General features: G+C 67.9%; 17 protein-coding genes. 7 read left to right on the forward strand and 10 right to left on the reverse strand.

The window, feature by feature from the left end:
* Window positions 1-23 precede the first annotated feature (23 nt).
* The 7 genes from pstB to RS83_RS10745 all read right to left on the reverse strand — a co-directional run bounded on the left by pstB (window position 24) and on the right by RS83_RS10745 (window position 8,213).
* Entirely contained in the window at window positions 24-803 is a 780-nt protein-coding gene (pstB, locus tag RS83_RS10715) for a phosphate ABC transporter ATP-binding protein PstB (protein ID WP_045279523.1), read from the reverse strand.
* A gap of 29 nt (window positions 804-832) precedes the next feature.
* Window positions 833-1,936, reverse strand: coding sequence for a phosphate ABC transporter permease PstA (gene pstA / locus RS83_RS10720; protein WP_045279524.1), 1,104 nt, complete (start codon window positions 1,934-1,936; stop codon window positions 833-835).
* Between the two features lies 1 nt (window position 1,937).
* Entirely contained in the window at window positions 1,938-2,888 is a 951-nt protein-coding gene (gene pstC / locus RS83_RS10725) for a phosphate ABC transporter permease subunit PstC (RefSeq protein WP_045279525.1), read from the reverse strand.
* Window positions 2,889-2,978: 90 nt separating this feature from the next.
* Complete coding sequence (gene pstS, locus RS83_RS10730) at window positions 2,979-4,085, reverse strand: phosphate ABC transporter substrate-binding protein PstS (protein WP_045279526.1); 1,107 nt, start codon at window positions 4,083-4,085, stop codon at window positions 2,979-2,981.
* 252 nt (window positions 4,086-4,337) lie between these two features.
* Window positions 4,338-5,315 carry an NUDIX hydrolase gene (locus RS83_RS10735; protein WP_045279527.1) on the reverse strand — a complete coding sequence of 326 codons (978 nt, stop codon included), beginning with the start codon at window positions 5,313-5,315 and terminating at the stop codon, window positions 4,338-4,340.
* Window positions 5,312-7,477, reverse strand: a complete 2,166-nt coding sequence (locus RS83_RS10740; protein WP_045279833.1) for an RNA degradosome polyphosphate kinase — start codon at window positions 7,475-7,477, stop codon at window positions 5,312-5,314. Before RS83_RS10740 ends, RS83_RS10735 begins: the two co-directional genes overlap by 4 nt.
* A 52-nt stretch (window positions 7,478-7,529) precedes the next feature.
* Window positions 7,530-8,213: a winged helix-turn-helix transcriptional regulator gene (locus RS83_RS10745; RefSeq protein ID WP_045279528.1), complete on the reverse strand. Its 684-nt coding sequence runs from the start codon at window positions 8,211-8,213 to the stop codon at window positions 7,530-7,532.
* 72 nt (window positions 8,214-8,285) lie between these two features.
* Between RS83_RS10745 and RS83_RS10750 the strand changes: the two genes are divergently transcribed.
* The 3 genes from RS83_RS10750 (at window position 8,286) to RS83_RS10765 (ending at window position 10,464) form a co-directional block, all read left to right on the forward strand.
* Entirely contained in the window at window positions 8,286-8,576 is a 291-nt protein-coding gene (locus tag RS83_RS10750) for a hypothetical protein (RefSeq protein ID WP_045279529.1), read from the forward strand.
* 153 nt (window positions 8,577-8,729) lie between these two features.
* Entirely contained in the window at window positions 8,730-9,332 is a 603-nt protein-coding gene (locus RS83_RS10760) for an FABP family protein (protein ID WP_045279530.1), read from the forward strand.
* A 1-nt stretch (window position 9,333) separates the two neighbouring features.
* Complete coding sequence (locus RS83_RS10765) at window positions 9,334-10,464, forward strand: YgfZ/GcvT domain-containing protein (RefSeq protein ID WP_045279531.1); 1,131 nt, start codon at window positions 9,334-9,336, stop codon at window positions 10,462-10,464.
* 27 nt (window positions 10,465-10,491) lie between these two features.
* On the opposite strand, the gene RS83_RS10770 is transcribed toward RS83_RS10765, so the two are convergent.
* Window positions 10,492-11,316, reverse strand: a complete 825-nt coding sequence (locus RS83_RS10770) for a class I SAM-dependent methyltransferase (RefSeq protein WP_045279532.1) — start codon at window positions 11,314-11,316, stop codon at window positions 10,492-10,494.
* 81 nt (window positions 11,317-11,397) lie between these two features.
* Here RS83_RS10770 and RS83_RS10775 point away from each other — a divergent pair, with 81 nt between their 5' ends.
* The gene (locus RS83_RS10775) at window positions 11,398-12,147 is read left to right on the forward strand and encodes a phosphoglyceromutase (RefSeq protein WP_045279533.1); all 750 of its coding nucleotides are present in this window, start codon (window positions 11,398-11,400) and stop codon (window positions 12,145-12,147) included.
* A 94-nt stretch (window positions 12,148-12,241) separates the two neighbouring features.
* On the opposite strand, the gene phoU is transcribed toward RS83_RS10775, so the two are convergent.
* A complete protein-coding gene (phoU, locus tag RS83_RS10780) occupies window positions 12,242-12,940 on the reverse strand; it encodes a phosphate signaling complex protein PhoU (protein WP_045279534.1) in 699 nt (232 codons plus the stop codon).
* Between the two features lie 218 nt (window positions 12,941-13,158).
* Here phoU and RS83_RS10785 point away from each other — a divergent pair, with 218 nt between their 5' ends.
* Complete coding sequence (locus RS83_RS10785) at window positions 13,159-14,391, forward strand: sensor histidine kinase (RefSeq protein ID WP_045279535.1); 1,233 nt, start codon at window positions 13,159-13,161, stop codon at window positions 14,389-14,391.
* The gene (locus RS83_RS10790; protein WP_045279536.1) at window positions 14,388-15,071 is read left to right on the forward strand and encodes a response regulator transcription factor; all 684 of its coding nucleotides are present in this window, start codon (window positions 14,388-14,390) and stop codon (window positions 15,069-15,071) included. Before RS83_RS10785 ends, RS83_RS10790 begins: the two co-directional genes overlap by 4 nt.
* 80 nt (window positions 15,072-15,151) lie before the next feature.
* Here the strand turns inward: RS83_RS10790 and RS83_RS10795 are convergent, their stop codons facing one another.
* The gene (locus RS83_RS10795) at window positions 15,152-15,625 is read right to left on the reverse strand and encodes a hypothetical protein (RefSeq protein ID WP_045279537.1); all 474 of its coding nucleotides are present in this window, start codon (window positions 15,623-15,625) and stop codon (window positions 15,152-15,154) included.
* Between the two features lie 135 nt (window positions 15,626-15,760).
* Between RS83_RS10795 and RS83_RS10800 the strand changes: the two genes are divergently transcribed.
* Window positions 15,761-16,243: a CarD family transcriptional regulator gene (locus RS83_RS10800; RefSeq protein ID WP_045279538.1), complete on the forward strand. Its 483-nt coding sequence runs from the start codon at window positions 15,761-15,763 to the stop codon at window positions 16,241-16,243.
* Window positions 16,244-16,289: the final 46 nt, after the last annotated feature.

The following is a 16,289-nucleotide window of genomic DNA, read 5'->3' on the forward strand; positions in this document are numbered from 1 at the left end:
GCCCTGTCGCACTGTGTCTCAGCTCAACCGAAGCGGCCGGAGACGTAGTCCTCTGTGGCCTGCACGGACGGCGTCGTGAAGATCGACGTGGTGTCGTCGTACTCGATGAGCTTGCCGGGCTTGCCGGTGCCGGCGATGTTGAAGAACGCGGTGCGGTCGGACACACGCGACGCCTGCTGCATGTTGTGCGTCACGATGACGATCGTGTACTCGGTCTTGAGCTCGCCGATCAGCTCTTCGATCGCGTAGGTCGAGATCGGGTCGAGGGCCGAGCAGGGCTCGTCCATCAGGAGCACGTCGGGTGAGACCGCGATCGCGCGGGCGATGCAGAGACGCTGCTGCTGGCCACCGGAGAGGCCGGAACCCGGCTTCTCGAGACGGTCCTTGACCTCGTTCCAGAGGTTCGCGCCCTGGAGCGACTTCTCGACCAGCGCATCCGCGTCGGACTTCGAGATGCGCTTGTTGTTCAGCTTCACCCCGGCGAGCACGTTCTCGCGGATCGACATCGTCGGGAACGGGTTCGGACGCTGGAACACCATGCCGACCTGACGGCGCACCGTCACGGGGTCGACCGACGGACCGTAGAGGTCGTCGCCGTCGAGCAGCACCTTGCCCTCGACGCGCGCGCCGGGGATGACCTCGTGCATGCGGTTCAGCGTGCGCAGGAAGGTCGACTTGCCGCAGCCGGACGGGCCGATGAAGGCCGTGACGCTGCGGGGCTCGATGTTGAGGGAGACACCTTCCACCGCGAGGAAATCGCTGTAGTAGACGTTCAGATCGTTGACTTCGATGCTCTTGGACACTGCAGTTCCTTGCTTCTCGGGTCTGCGGCTCAGCGGCCGGTCTTGGGTGCGAAGATCTTCGCGACGAGTCGCGCGACCAGGTTGAGCACCATGACGATGATGATGAGGGTCAGTGCGGCCGCCCAGGCGCGTTCCACGTATGCCTCTGCGGGAATGCCCTGGTAGGCGTACTGCGAGTAGGTGAACACCGGGAGGGTCTGCATGCGGCCGCTGAACAGGTTGTAGTTCATGGCGTCGGTGAATCCTGCGGTGAGCAGCAGTGGCGCGGTCTCGCCGATCACACGCGAGATCGCGAGCATCACACCGGTCGTGATGCCGGCGATCGATGTCGGGAGCACCACCTTGACGATGGTCAGCCACTTCGGCACTCCGAGCGCGTATGCGGCTTCGCGCAGCTCGTTCGGGACGAGACGGAGCATCTCCTCGCTCGAACGCACGACCACGGGGATCATGAGCACGGCGAGGGCGACCGAGCCGGCGATGCCCATTCTGACGCCTGGTCCGAAGATGAGCGCGAAGAGGGCGTAGGCGAAGAGGCCGGCGACGATCGAGGGGATGCCGGTCATCACGTCGACCAGGAAGGTGATCGTGCGCGCCATCCGGCCGTTCTTCCCGTACTCGACCAGGTAGACGGCGGTCATCAGACCGATCGGGATCGAGATCACGGCTGCGGCGAGCGTGACGAGCAGCGTGCCGATGATGGCGTGCAGCGCTCCGCCGCCTTCGCCCAGGACTCCGCGCATCGACGAGGAGAAGAACAGGCCGTCGAAGCGGGCGACGCCGGTCGCGACCACGGTGACCGCGACGGAGACGAGTGGCACCATCGCGATCGCGAAGGCGACCGTGACCACGCCGGTCACGAGGCGGTCGACCGCCTTGCGGGATCCTTCGATGATCCGCGAGATGACGTAGATCAGGACGAGGTAGACGACGGCGCCGAGGATCACGGAGCCGGCGATGTTGAGCTCGGCACCGGATGCCATCGCCTGCACGGCGAACGGTGCGGCGCCCACCAGGAAGGCGACACCGAGCAGTGCCCAGGGTGCCCAGCGCGGCAGGTGACCCGAGCTGAGAGAGACTGCAGGGCGCGATGCCACAGCGGCGCGCGACGTTTCGGGGGCGGTCACGGTCATGTCAGTTCGCTCCCGAGAATTCCTTGCGGCGGTTCACGAACCAGCGTGCGAGCGCGTTGACCGCGAACGTCACGACGAACAGGATCAGACCGGTCGCGATGAGGATGTTGATGTTGACCTGGTAGGCCTCTGGGAACGTCAGCGCGATGTTCGCGGCGATCGTCGAGGGGTTCGTGGAGGTGAGCAGTTCGAAGGTGACGGCTTTGCTGACCGAGAGGACCATCGCGACGGCCATGGTCTCGCCGAGTGCGCGGCCGAGGCCGAGCATCGACGCCGAGACGATGCCGGAGCGGCCGAACGGCAGGACGGCCATCCGCACCATCTCCCAGCGGGTGGCGCCGAGTGCGAGCGCCGCCTCTTCGTGGAGGACCGGCGTCTGCAGGAAGATCTCGCGGCAGATCGCGGTGATGATCGGCACGACCATGACCGCGAGCACCATGGCTGCGGTGAGGATCGTGCGACCGGTGGGGGAGACGACTCCGCCGAAGAAGGGGATCCAGCCGGCGTTCGTGTTCAGCCAGGCGTAGATCGGCTGCACTGCGGGCGCCAGTACGAGGATGCCCCAGAGGCCGAAGACGACCGATGGCACTGCGGCGAGCAGGTCGACGACGTAGCCGAGGCCCTGCGCGAGTCGGCGCGGTGCGTAGTGGGTGATGAAGAGGGCCACGCCGAGCGACAGCGGCACGGCCAGGAGGAGGGCGAGGAAGGCCGCCCACACCGTGCCGAACAGCAGCGGGCCGACGTAGTCCCAGAAGTTGGTCTTGAGGAGCGAGGCGTCTGCTGCAGTCGCGGCGAAGGCCGGGATCGACTGCACGACGAGGAAGATCGCGACCGCGGCCAGCGTGATCATGATCATGGATCCGGCGGCGACCGCCGTGCCGGAGAACCAGATGTCGCCGGCGCGCTTCTTCGCGGCGATGCGCGTCTGCGCCGGCACAGTCGTGGCTGTCATGGGAGCTGCTTCCTGCTCAGTGGAGATCGGGTGTCTGACGCGAGCAGACGGTCTCCGGGATGCCGAAGCATCCCGGAGACCGTCGCATGATCACTTGATGAGGTCGATCGCAGCCTGAGCCTGCGTGCGCAGGTCGTCGGAGATCGGTGCGCTGCCGGCGTTGGATGCCGCGGCGTCCTGGCCCTCGGCGCTGATCGCCGTGGTGAAGAAGGCCTTGGTCAGGGCGGCGACGTTCTCGTCCTCGTACTCGGCGCAGCCGATGAGGTAGCTGACGAGGAGCACCGGGTAGGCGCCGTCGGCGGTCGTCGTGCGGTCGATCGCGAACGCGAGGTCACCCTCGGTGCGGCCGTCCTCGATCTTGGAGGCGTCGAGGGTCGCAGCAGCGCCCTCGGCGGAGTGTGCGACGAACGTGTCGCCGACCTTGACGTTGACGGCCGAGAAGTCGGCGGCCTGCGAGGAGTCGATGTAGCCGATGAGGCCCTGTCCGCCCTTGACGGCGTTCGCGACACCCGAGGTCTTTTCAGCCGACTCGCCGGCGAGGTCGGCCGGCCACTCCTCGACGCTGCCAGCGGTCCACACGTCGCCGGCGGTCTGCGCGAGGTAGTCGGTGAAGTTGCCGGTGGTGCCCGACTTGTCGGAGCGGTGGACCGGCGTGATCGCCAGGTCGGGAAGCTTCGCGTCGGGGTTGTCCTTGGCGATCGCGGGGTCGTTCCAGTTCGTGATCTTGCCGGCGAAGATCGACGCGATGGTCTCGGCGTCGAGGTTCAGCTCGTCCACGCCGTCCAGCGAGAACACGATCGCGATCGGGGAGACGTAGGCGGGGATCTCGACGATGTCGGAGCCGTCGGTGCAGGCGCCGAAGCCGCCTGCTGCGACCTCGTCGGCCTTGAACGCGCGGTCGGAGCCGGCGAAGTTCACAGCGCCCTGCTGGAAGGACTCGCGGCCACCGCCGGAACCCTGCGGGTCGTACTCGACCTGTGCGTCGGGGTTGGTCTTCTGGAACTCGGCCGTCCATGCCTGGATGGCGACCTGCTGCGAGGAGGCGCCCGCGCCGACCAGCGAGCCGCTGACGGCGGCCGAGTCGGAGGTGGGGGCGTCGGAAGAAGCGGTGCCGCCTTCGTTCGCGGCACAACCGGCGAGTGCAAGAGCGGCGATGGCGCCGATGGCGCCGATGCGAGCGATTCGGGAGATCTTCACTGTGGATCCGTTCGATCGTGGATGAGGTTGAGGCCCGGTGCAGGGCACACAGTGACGCTATGCGCGGCGGTTAACGAGACTCTCCCGCGCAGGTGAACGGAAGGTGAACGACCGACGACGCTCTGGGGGCGTGCCCAGGCGGCACAAGGCGTGGTCGCCGACGACGACCACGTCGCTTGCTCGCAGACTGGGTCGCTGTCCGCGAACCTGGGTCCGCTGCCCAAGGACTGGGTCGCTGAGCCTGTCGAAGCGTCAGACCTTCGGGATGTGCGTCTCGATCGCGATGATCCCCGAGCCGGGGTTCGTCGCCGAGAGGTGCACGACCGAGAACGCCGCCGGTTCCAGATCGGCCGCGCTGCTCAGGTACGAGCCCTGGATCGTGCCGGTCGCGAGGGCGATCTCCGAGAGGAGTCCTGGCAGCACCGGGCCGTGGCTGCAGACCACGGCGGGCTTGAGCGAGCGCACCCGGTGTCCGATGACCGCGCGGAGGTCGTCGTCGCCGTTCTCCCAGGCATCCTGACTGATCCGCGCCGTCTCGACCACCTTCCGGCCGAGCGCTTTCGCGAGCGGGCGGACGGTGGAGACGCACCGAACCGCGTCGCTCGTGACGATCTTGCGGATGCCGAAGGCCTGCAGCGGGCCGACGATCGATTTCGCCTGCTTCTTCCCGCGTTCGGTGAGGGGGCGCCCTGCATCGGGGCCGTCCCACTCGGAGCGCGGGAGCGCCTTCGCGTGGCGGAGCACGACCACCGGGAAGGTCTGGAGCACACCGTCGTCGACGAGGTTCGAGAAGAAGTCGATGATCTCGAGGTCGACGGGGTAGCTGAGGCGGGCTCGTGCCTGCTTGACACTCACCCATTCGAGCGCGGCGATCTCGCGATTCGGCAGGAAGGTCGATTCGCGGATGGCGTCCTCGGTCGCTTCGGCCGCCCAGTAATGCACGACCTTCTGCTTGCGTGAAGTCATCACGTAGCGGCTCACGCCGACGGGCACACCGAGCGAGACGCGGATGCCGGTCTCCTCGTGCACCTCGCGGACCGCGGTCTCCGCGAGCATCTCACCTGGATCGACCTTGCCCTTGGGTAGCGTCACATCACGGTACTTCGTGCGATGGATCAGCAGGATCTTCAGCTTGCCCTCGACCAGGCGCCAGACGACAGCGCCAGCGGCGTAGACCGCTTTGTCGGTCCACCCTGCGCGCGGCGCCTCTGTCGTCTGTGCCGCGGTCATCGCACCGACCGTGCGCGACGTCGTCGCTGGATCAACCCCATGGTCTTATCCTGCAGGTCGATGAGCGGGTTCCCCTCGGCATCCTCGGCGTGGCGCTCCCAGACTCCCTCTGCACCGAGGTGCCACGACGTGGTCCCCGGATCCATCGCGAGATCGAAGAAGGCCTGCAGCTCCTGCAGGTGCGCCGGGTCGTTCACCCTGACGAGGGCCTCGACGCGTCGGTCGAGGTTGCGGTGCATCATGTCGGCACTGCCGATGTAGACCTGGGGGTCGCCGCCGTTCTCGAATGCGAAGATCCGCGAGTGCTCGAGATATCGACCGAGGATGCTGCGCACGGTGATGTTGTCGCTGATGCCGTCGAGGTCGGTGCGCAGGCTGCAGATGCCGCGGACCCAGACCTCGACCTTCACGCCGGCGACGCTCGCGCGATAGAGCGCGTCGATGATCTCCTCGTCGACCATGGAGTTCACCTTGATGCGGATGTGCGCCGGTTTGCCCGCCTCCGCGTTCTTCCGCTCCGCGTCGATCTGACGCACCAGGCCCTTGCGCAGGTGGAGGGGGGCGACGAGCAGCCGCTTGAACTTCTTCTCGATCGCGTAGCCGCTGAGCTCGTTGAACAGACGGGTGAGGTCCTTGCCGACCTGCGCATCGGCGGTGAACAGGCCGAAGTCCTCGTAGATGCGACTGGTCTTCGGGTTGTAGTTGCCGGTGCCGACGTGCGAATAGTGCTGCAGCTTGCCGTCTTCCTCGCGGATCACGAGCGCGAGCTTGCAGTGGGTCTTCAGACCGACGAGGCCGTAGACCACGTGCACGCCGGCCTTCTCGAGCTTGCGCGCCCAGACGATGTTGTTCGCCTCGTCGAATCGCGCCTTGACCTCGACCAGCGCGAGCACCTGCTTGCCGGCCTCCGCCGCGTCGATCAGCGCCTGCACGATGGGGCTGTCGCCCGAGGTGCGGTACAGGGTCTGCTTGATGGCGAGCACGTGCGGATCGCGGGCGGCCTGCTCCAGGAAGGCCTGCACGCTGGTCGTGAACGACTCGTACGGGTGGTGCACCAGCACATCGGCCTTGCGGATGGCCTTGAACATGTCGGCGCGCGTGCTGCTGTCGCCCGGTTGGAACGCGACGGCCGTGGTCGGCAGGTGCGGCGGGTAGCGCAGGTCGGGGCGATCGATGCGGGACAGCGCGAACAGCCCACGCAGGTCGAGCGGGCCGGGGAGGCGGTAGGTCTCCTGGTCGGTGATGTCGAGTTCCTTCACGAGCAGCTCGAGCGTCACGTCGTCCATGTCGTCCGTGATCTCGAGGCGGATCGGCGGGCCGAAACGGCGACGCAGCAGCTCGGCTTCGAGTGCCTGGATGAGGTTCTCGCTCTCATCCTCCTCGATCTCGACGTCCTCGTTGCGGGTGAGGCGGAAGGCGTGGTGGTCGAGCACCTCCATGCCGGGGAACAGATCGCCCAGGTGATTGGCGATCAGCTCCTCGAGGCTGAGGTAGCGGACGATCGTGCCGGAACCCGGCACCTCGACGAAGCGCGGCAGCATCGGCGGCACCTTGAGGCGCGCGAACTCCTGGCGTCCGGTGCGGGCGTTGCGGATGCGGATCGCCAGGTTCAGCGAGAGTCCCGAGATGTAGGGGAACGGATGCGCCGGGTCGACCGCGAGCGGCATGAGCACCGGGAAGACCTGCGCCTGGAAGTACTCAGACAGGGCGGCGCGCTCCGGCTCGGTGAGCTCGGACCACGCGGTGATCTCGACGCCCGCATCGGCGAGTGCCGGACGGACCAGCGAGGTCCAGGCGTCGGCGTGACGCAGCTGCAGGGCATGCGCCTCGCGGGAGATGTCGGTGAGGGCGTCTGCGGGGGAGCGCCCGATGTTCGTCGGCACAGCGAGTCCGGTCACGATGCGGCGCTTCAGTCCGGCGACGCGCACCATGAAGAACTCGTCGAGGTTGCTCGCGAAGATCGCCAGGAAGTTGGCCCGCTCGAGTTCGGGCAGCGACGGGTCCTCGGCGAGCTCGAGCACCCGCTGGTTGAACGCCAGCCAGCTGAGCTCGCGGTCGAGGTAGCGGTGGTCGGGGAGCAGGGCATCCGGCGACTCGATGGCATCGAAGTCGTCGTCTTCGGCGTCACCGAGTCCTGCGTCGGCGAGTGCGGGATCGATCATGGGGTACATCTAAGCACCGCCAGGTGTCGTGCGCGTGAACGGGGTCGTCGCGTCAGCGCGTTGCGACGACCGTCTCGTCGTCGTAGACGTTGAAGCGGTAGCCGACGTTCCGCACGGTGCCGATGATCTGGTCGGCATCGCCGAGCTTCGCGCGCAACCGCCGCACGTGCACGTCGACCGTGCGGGTGCCGCCGAAGTAGTCGTACCCCCACACCTCGCTGAGCAGCTGCTCGCGCGTGAACACCCTGGACGGGTGCGTCGCCAGGAAGTGCAGGAGCTGGAACTCCTTATACGTCAGGTCGAGCGGCTTCCCGTGCAGCTTGGCCGAGTAGGACTGCTCGTCGATCGTGACCCCGGAGGCCTGGACGCGGGTCGGCGCGGCGACCTCGTCACGCCGGGCGAGTGCGAGCCTCACGCGGGCATCGGCCTCCGCGGGGCCCGCCGTCGAGAGGAGTACATCGTCGATGCCCCAGTCGCCGGAGAGCGCGCTCATACCGCCTTCCGTGACGACGAGCAGCAGGGGCGCGTCCTGCCCTGTGGCGCGCAGCAGGCGGCAGAGGGACTTCGCTCCGACGAGATCCTGGCGGCCGTCGACGATCACGATGTCGTACTCCGGAGCACTGACGAGCTGTGCCGGTTCGGCCGGGATCTGGCGGACGCGGTGGCTGAGCAGTTCGAGCGCGGGCAGCACCGGCTCCGAGATCGGAGCGTTCGTCAGAACCAGAATCTCGGCCACGCGCACTCCTCACCTGCATCGGGCGATGCCGTGGGGCCATGATACCGGCACCTGATGGGTCACAATGGAGTCATGTCGGAACCAGCCCTCGCACCGCGCAACGCCTTCGTCGGCGTGATCGCCGTCTGGGTCGTCGCCTTCCTCTCCAGCATCGCGGTCGGGATCTTCGTCCCCGAGGAGTGGCGAGTGTCCTGGATGCTCGTCGCTTTCGGCGGCACGATTCTGCTGTCGTTCGCCGTGCAGCTCTGGTACGGGCGAACGCAGGGCTTCATCTTCCGCGTCGCCGGGAGCGTCACCGGAGCCCTGCTGCTGATGGGGATGATCTCGGTCGGATTCGGTCTCGCCGCCCTGATTCCTGCCTGACACCGCCCCGCGTCGGGGTAATGTGGAGGTCATGGACATCATGGCGCTCGAGATCTTCTTCATCGGTCTGCTCGGCCTTGCGAGCCTGGCGATCGTCTTCGTCTCGGCTGTGGTGCTGCGCAACCTGTTCCGCGGCCAGCGCTGAGCCCGATCGTGCTCGACCTGCCGACCGATCTCCCCGCCGACATCGTCCCGCTCTCGTGGCTGATCGGCGTCTGGGAGGGCACTGGTGTGCTCGACTTCCCGGTCGGCGACGATCGCGTGCAGGGCGAGTTCGCACATCGCGTGAGCTTCAGCCATGACGGCGGTCCCTTCCTGAACTACTCGGCCACGGCGACGCTCCTCGGCGAGGAGGATGCGGTTCCGCAGCAGCTGATCGCGGAGACCGGCTTCTGGCGCCTCGCCCGCCCTGCGGCCGACACGGACGCAGGACCCGGGCTGCTGCCCCCGCTGGCGACGCCGACCACACGAACCGTCGATGACGTCGAGCTGCTCCGCGCCGAGAGCGGCGGCTTCCCGATCGAGGTCTCGATCGCACACGCCGACGGGATGCTCGAGCTGTACCTCGGCGAGATCAACGGGCCCCGGATCGACATCTCCACCGACGCGATCGTGCGCGGCGCCGGGGCGAAGGAGTACGGCGCGGCGACGCGCCTGTACGGTCTGGTCGACGGACACCTGCTCTGGGCGTGGGACATCGCCGCACTCGGCACGGCGCTCCGCTCGCACGCCTCCGCGCGCCTGGCGAAGGTCTGACATGAGCGCGTTCTCCGGCATCCGCGGAGCTGTCGCCGACGAGCACGGGATCTCGCACTTCGGTGAGCCCTTCATCGAACAGCGGCGCCTGGCTGCCGGCACCGCCTTCGTTCCGCTCGACGACCGACGTGTGATCGAGGTCGCGGGCCCCGAGCGGCTCAGCTGGCTGGATTCGATCACCTCGCAGTCCGTCGGGCGGCTCGCCCCCGGCGAGAGCACCGAGCTGCTCGTGCTCGACCCGCAGGGCCGCGTCGAGCATGCGGCAGGTGTCCTCGATGACGGCGCATCGACCTGGCTGATCGCTGATGCGGCAGACGCGGACGGCCTCGCGACGTGGCTGACCCGCATGAAGTTCCGCACCCAGGCGACGGTCGACCTGCGGACGGAGCTCTCGCTCCTCGGGTTCGTCGACGGCGGATCGGCGGCCGAGACCGTGATCACGGCAGCACTCGCCCCGAACGGTGTCCCGCTCGTCTGGGCTGACCCCTGGCAGCGTGTGTCGATCGGCGGGCACCAGTACGCCGAGGTCTCCGATCACCCCGGCGCGGCGCTCGCCTGGCGCGTCGGCGTCGTGCCGATGGAGGCACTCGATGCGCTCGCCGCCTCCGTCGCACCGGAAGCGGTCGCAGGGCTGCTCGCGGCTGAGGCGCTTCGCATCGCGGCCTGGCGCCCTCGATGGGCGGCAGAGGTCGATGATCGCTCGCTGCCACACGAATCCGACTGGATCCGCAGTGCAGTGCACCTGAGCAAGGGCTGCTACCGCGGTCAGGAGACCGTCGCGAAGGTGCACAACCTCGGTCACCCGCCGCGCCGCCTCGCCGCGCTGCAGCTCGACGGCAGCGAGGCAGTGCTCCCCGCCCCCGGGTCGCCCGTCTTCGTCGGCGACGACGAGGTCGGCCACATCACGTCGGTCGCCCGGCATCATGAAGACGGCCCGATCGCGCTCGCGATCCTCGCGCGTCGCACGCCGGTCGGCGACCTCGTGGTCCGAGACGACGGGGTCGACATCGCGGCTGCGCAGCAGGTCATCGTGCCGGCGGATGCGGGCGCGACCGCCGACATCCCGCGCATCACCCGCCTGTCTCGGCGCCCGGTCGCTCCGGATCCGCGAGGCAGCAGCGTCGGACGCTGAGCACTGGACGCGTCGCGGCGCGACGCGTCAGGGCAACGGCGCCACGGACTCCCACGGCACCGTCAGCTCTCCGAGCCGCCACCGCGTGCGTCCGCCCTGCACCGGCCACCCCTGGGCGCGCAGCGCCGACACGGCGGCCAGGAAACGCTGCGTCGAGCCGAACGTCGAGAGCGGTGCTGCTCGCTCCCACTCCCGGTCGAGATCGGTGAGCAGCGAGTGGATGCGCTCGCCTGGCACGTTCCGATGGATCAGCGCCTTGGGCAGCCGCTCGGCGACGATGCTCGGCTGTGCGAGCTCCGCCAGGCGCAACGAGATCGTGAACCGCAGGGCGCGACCGTCGGGTCCGACGTCGATCCAGCTGGAGACACGGCCGATCTCATCGCAGGTGCCCTCGACCAGCAGTCCGTCCGGCGCCAGCCTCGACGACATGGTGCGCCAGGCATCCGCGACGTCGGCCTCGTCATATTGCCGGAGCACGTTCATGGCTCGGATCACCGCCGGTCGCCGCGCGCCGGGGAGTGGCACCTCGAAGCCGCCGCGGGCGAACGACACCTGCAGCTCCGGCGAGAACGGGGTGCGTCCCGCCTGCACATCGGCGAGCTGTTCCTTCGCGAGCGCCACGCGCGCCGGGTCGATCTCGAGGCCGCGCACCTCGGCATCCGCGCGCACGCTCTGCAGTCGCGCCGCGAGTTCGAACGCGGTCACACCGCTGGCACCGAACCCGAGGTCGACGACGAGCGGATCCGCCGCACGGAGGAACGTGCGGCTCGCGGCGATCCAGCGGTCGTTGCGCCGCAGCCGGTTGGTGCCGGTCGTCCCTCGCGTCGGTCGACCGAGGGGAGAAGACGCCATGCGTCAATCCTCCCAGCCCTTCGCTGCGGTCAGCGACCGTCCGGGGCGCGAAGGCGGGACCGACGCGGATAAACTGGCGGCATGACTGCGACGCGCACCCTGATCCTGCTCCGCCACGGCCGGAGCGAGTGGAACGAACTGAACCTGTTCACCGGCTGGGTGGACGTCCGGCTGAACGAGCAGGGCATCACGGAGGCCCGCCGCGGCGGCGAGCTGCTGGCGGAGTCCGGACTGCTGCCGGATGTGCTGCACACCTCCCTCCTGAGCCGTGCGATCCAAACCGCGAACATCGCGCTCGACGCGGCCGACCGCCTGTGGATCCCCGTCACGCGCTCCTGGCGCCTCAACGAGCGCCACTACGGTGCGCTCCAGGGCAAGGACAAGGCGCAGACGCTCGAAGAGTTCGGCCCTGAGCAGTTCCAGCTGTGGCGCCGTTCCTTCGATGTGCCGCCGCCCGTGCTCGACGACGACAGCGAGTTCAGCCAGGTCAACGACCCGCGCTACGCGGGCATCGACGGCGAGGTGCCCCGCACCGAGTCGCTCAAGCTCGTGATCGACCGGCTGCTCCCGTACTGGGAGAGCGCGATCGTTCCCGACCTCGAAGCCGGGAAGACCGTGCTCGTCACGGCGCACGGCAACTCGCTCCGTGGACTCGTGAAGCACCTCGAGGGCATCAGCGACGACGACATCGCCGAGCTGAACATCCCCACCGGTATCCCGCTGGTGTACGAGCTCGACGAGAACAACGTCCCGACCGGGCCCGGCCGCTACCTCGACCCGGAGGCCGCAGCAGCCGGCGCCGCGGCAGTCGCAGCGCAGGGCAAGAAGTAGGCGGCGAAGCCGCTCATCGACGAAGCCCCTCCCGATCCATGCGGATCAGGAGGGGCTTCGTCATGCAGAGGGGTGTCTGCAGCGCGGATGCCGGTCAGGCGTGACCGAGCTCCTGCTGCTGTTCGACCGCGAGGGCGATCTCTGCTTCGGAGACCTGCCAGTCGCCGGTCGCGAGGTAGACCATCTTCTTGGCGACGGCGACCGCGTGGTCGGCGAAGCGCTCGTGGTACCGGCTGGCGAGCGTGGCGTCGACCGTCGCGGTCGCCTCGCCCTTCCAGTTGTCGCTGAGCACCTTCTCGAAGACCGTGGCGTGCAGCTCGTCGACATCGTCGTCCGCGTTGCGGATGGTGTCGGCGAAGCGGAGGTCGCCGGTGCGCAGCAGCTCGGACAGTGTGCGGGAGATCTCCACGTCGAGCTCGCCCATCTTCACGAAGGTGCCCTTCAGTCCCTTCGGGATGGCGCGCTCCGGGAACCGGAGGCGGGCGAGCTGCGCGATGTGCTCGGCCATGTCGCCCATGCGCTCGATCGAGGCGCTCACGCGCAGTGCAGTGACGACGATGCGCAGGTCGCGGGCGACCGGCTGCTGGCGGGCGAGGATCTCGATCGCCTGCTCGTCGAGGGTGATGGCCAGTGCGTCGATCTTGGCGTCGTCGGCGATGACCTCCTCTGCCAGGGCGACGTCGCTGGTCGCGAAGGCTCGGGTCGCTTTGTCGATCGCGTCGGTGACGAGGTCGGCGAGCTCCACGAGGCGGGACTGCAGGTCCTCGAGGGACTGGTGGAAGACTTCGCGCATGGTGGGGCGCAACCTTTCATTCGGATCTCGACTGTGGTGTCAGCGCGAGACGGCTGGTCGTCCGCACGAGAGCAGGACTGCGCTCCGCACAGGCCCGATCAGATTGTGTGCTCCGAAGGTTAACGAACGGTGCCCAGCACGTGAATAGTACTTCTCACGTTGCACTGCACCCCTGAAAACGCGCCGGAACGCGGGTGAACGCACTCTACGCTGGAGTCATGACGTTGCCGCAGGTCGCGCTGATCGCTCTCGCCGCAGGCGTGTTGATCGGCGTCGGTCTCTCCCTCCTGCTGGTGTGGGCCTTCCGTGCACGAGCGCGCGTCGAGCAGGAGACCTCGACCGTCGTTCCCGAGGGCATCACGGACGTCCTCGACAGCATGGACGACGCCGCCTGTGTCGTCGACACCTCAGGTCTGGTGCTCGCCGCCTCGCATGCGGCGACGCGCTTCGGCATCGACGTCGGCTCGACACTCGACAACCCGGAGTTGCGGCTGCTCGTGCGCAGCGTCAGAGCGGCCGGCGGCACCAAGACCGAATCGATGCGCATCACCCGTGGCGGGGTCAGCCTCGATCCGCGTCTCGTGTCGGCGCGTGCGAGCGTGCTCGGAGCGCGGATGGCGTTGCTGATCATCCGCGATGTCACGGAGCAGGAGCGTCTCGATCAGATGCGTCGCGACTTCGTCGCCAACACCAGCCATGAGCTGAAGACGCCGGTCGGGGCCGTCAGCCTGCTCGCCGAGGCGATCGAGTCGGCCGCCGACGACCCGCCGCAGGTGCGGATCTTCGCCGCGCGGATCTCTGCCGAGGCCGGACGCCTCGCCCAGCTCACCGGGCGCATCATGAGCCTGTCCCGACTGCAGGCCGAGGACGGCTTGACCGAGGTCAACGCCGTGTCCATCGATGAGGTGGTCGCGGCATCCATCGAGGCGCACGTCGTGCAGGCCGACTCCGCTGGCGTCGATCTCGCCCGAGGCGGCGACCGCGGTGCCTGGGTGCGCGGCGACGCGCAGATCCTGATCGAGGCGGTGGGCAACCTCATCGCCAACGCGATCGTCTACTCCCCGCGCGGGTCTCGTGTGGGCGTCGGCGTGAAGGCCGAGGATGGCGTCGTCGAGATCGCCGTCGCCGACCAGGGCATCGGCATCTCCGAATCCGACCGGGAGCGCATCTTCGAGCGGTTCTACCGTGCGGACGACGCCCGCTCCCGTCGCACCGGCGGCACCGGACTCGGTCTGTCGATCGTCAAACATGCCACGCAGCGGCACGGCGGCGAAGTGCGCCTGTGGTCGCGGCCGGGGCGCGGATCGACCTTCACCATCAGGCTTCCGCTGATCGACGCGCCCGAACCCGTCGACGGCGGCAAGAAGAGCAAGAAGAAGCGTGCCCGCAAGGAGGCCAAGGCGAAGGCCAAGGCATCCGGCGGACGCGTACGAAACGGAGAAATCGCATGACACGCATCCTTCTCGTCGAGGACGAACCCGATCTCGCCGACCCGCTGGCGTATCTGCTGCGGCGAGAGGGGTACGAGGTCGAGATCGCCGAAGACGGCCCCGGCGCGCTGACGGCGTTCCGGGACCGGGGCGCCGACATCATCCTGCTCGACCTGATGCTGCCAGGAATGCCGGGTACAGAGGTCTGCCGGCAGGTCCGCTCCACCTCTGCGGTGCCCATCATCATGCTGACGGCGAAGGACTCCGAAGTCGACATCGTCGTCGGGCTGGAGCTGGGCGCCGACGACTACATCACGAAGCCGTACTCCTCGAGGGAGCTGCTCGCGCGCATGCGGGCGGTGCTTCGTCGGGTGGTGCAGGCTGAGGGCGAGCTCGACGAGCGCGTGCTGGATGGCGGGCGGGTGTCGCTCGACATCGATCGGCACACGGTCTCCGTCGCCGGATCGGTGATCAACATGCCGCTGAAGGAGTTCGAGCTGCTCGAGGTCCTGATGCGCAACTCCGGCCGAGTGCTCACCCGCGGTCAGCTGATCGACCGCGTCTGGGGCAGCGACTACTTCGGGGATACCAAGACCCTCGACGTGCACATCAAGCGCATCCGCTCCCGCATCGAGGAGAACCCGAGCGAGCCGGTGATGCTGGTCACCGTGCGCGGTCTCGGCTACCGCTTCGAGGGCTGAGCACTCGACACCGTCAACACAGAAGAGGCCGGCCCCGCGAACGGGTCGGCCTCTTCTGTGTGCTGCAGCTGCTGGGGCGATCAGTCGTCGCTGGGCACCAGATCCGCGTAGTAGGGGAGGGAACCGTCGAGCACCGGCACCTGCGTCTTGACGCCGAGCGCGTCACCCGACTGGAAGTGCATCTCGACCGTCGCGCCCGGCATGGTGTCGAGGCCGACGATGCGCAGCGGCTCGGCATCGGCGCCGAAGCTGATGCGGTCGTCTGCCGGCACGGTCACGGTAAACGGGTCGACGCCTTCGAGGGCGATGGTCAGCGTCGCGCGCTCGTCGGTGGGGTTCACGACCGCGCCGATGAAGTTGCCGACACTGCCGTCTTCGTTCGCCACGATGAAGGCGTTGCGCACGTCGAGGGGGCTCTCCGGGTCGAAGACGTTGACCCCGTCAGAGGCGGAGTACTCGATCTTCGTCGCCTGCGGCGAGATGAACGTGCAGCCGGTCGCGCCGAGCAGGACGAGAGCGCTGATGGCGGCAGACGCAACAAGGCGCGATTTCACTGGTCCTCCTGGGGTCCGACGGGATATCCGCATCCATTCTACGGGTACGCGGGTACCGTCACCGAGCACTCGAGGCGCGAACCTTAGCGCATATGGCCTGTGGTATCCTTGAGGTTGCCGAAAGGACACGTTTTTATGCTTTTTGAGGTTGGCGAGACAGTCGTCTATCCGCACCATGGCGCCGCGACCATCATCGAGGTCAAGGAACGCATCATCAAGGGTGAGGCGAAGAAGTATCTGAAGCTGAACGTCACCCAGGGCGATCTCATCATCGAGGTCCCCGCAGAGAACGTCGACCTCGTCGGCGTCCGTGACGTGATCGGCAAGGAAGGCCTCGACCATGTGTTCGAGGTGCTTCGCGCACCGTTCACCGAAGAGCCGACCAACTGGTCGCGCCGGTACAAGGCGAACCTTGAGAAGCTCGCCTCCGGCGATGTCATCAAGGTCAGCGAGGTCGTCCGCGACCTCTGGCGCCGCGATCAGGACCGCGGACTCTCCGCGGGAGAGAAGCGGATGCTGGCGAAGGCTCGTCAGATCCTCATCTCCGAGCTCGCGCTCGCTGAGAAGACCGACGAGGACAAGGCGGGCGCACTGCTCGACCAGGTCCTCGCTTCCTGATTCCGTCGTCGACCCGAGGGTCGTGACGAAGGGGCGGATGCTGCGG

Origin of the sequence: Microbacterium oxydans, assembly GCF_000956525.1 — a bacterium.
Classification (GTDB): Bacteria; Actinomycetota; Actinomycetes; order Actinomycetales; family Microbacteriaceae; genus Microbacterium; species Microbacterium oxydans_A.

Excerpts from the sequence above, each read along its gene's own strand:
- pstA (WP_045279524.1), bottom strand. The coding sequence starts at position 1,936 with ATGACCGTGACCGCCCCCGAAACGTCGCGCGCCGCTGTGGCATCGCGC.
- pstC (WP_045279525.1), bottom strand. The coding sequence starts at position 2,888 with ATGACAGCCACGACTGTGCCGGCGCAGACGCGCATCGCCGCGAAGAAG.
- RS83_RS10735 (WP_045279527.1), bottom strand. The coding sequence starts at position 5,315 with ATGACCGCGGCACAGACGACAGAGGCGCCGCGCGCAGGGTGGACCGAC.
- RS83_RS10740 (WP_045279833.1), bottom strand. The coding sequence starts at position 7,477 with ATGATCGATCCCGCACTCGCCGACGCAGGACTCGGTGACGCCGAAGAC.
- RS83_RS10750 (WP_045279529.1), top strand. The coding sequence starts at position 8,286 with ATGTCGGAACCAGCCCTCGCACCGCGCAACGCCTTCGTCGGCGTGATC.
- RS83_RS10765 (WP_045279531.1), top strand. The coding sequence starts at position 9,334 with ATGAGCGCGTTCTCCGGCATCCGCGGAGCTGTCGCCGACGAGCACGGG.
- RS83_RS10770 (WP_045279532.1), bottom strand. The coding sequence starts at position 11,316 with ATGGCGTCTTCTCCCCTCGGTCGACCGACGCGAGGGACGACCGGCACC.
- RS83_RS10775 (WP_045279533.1), top strand. The coding sequence starts at position 11,398 with ATGACTGCGACGCGCACCCTGATCCTGCTCCGCCACGGCCGGAGCGAG.
- phoU (WP_045279534.1), bottom strand. The coding sequence starts at position 12,940 with ATGCGCGAAGTCTTCCACCAGTCCCTCGAGGACCTGCAGTCCCGCCTC.
- RS83_RS10785 (WP_045279535.1), top strand. The coding sequence starts at position 13,159 with ATGACGTTGCCGCAGGTCGCGCTGATCGCTCTCGCCGCAGGCGTGTTG.
- RS83_RS10790 (WP_045279536.1), top strand. The coding sequence starts at position 14,388 with ATGACACGCATCCTTCTCGTCGAGGACGAACCCGATCTCGCCGACCCG.
- RS83_RS10800 (WP_045279538.1), top strand. The coding sequence starts at position 15,761 with ATGCTTTTTGAGGTTGGCGAGACAGTCGTCTATCCGCACCATGGCGCC.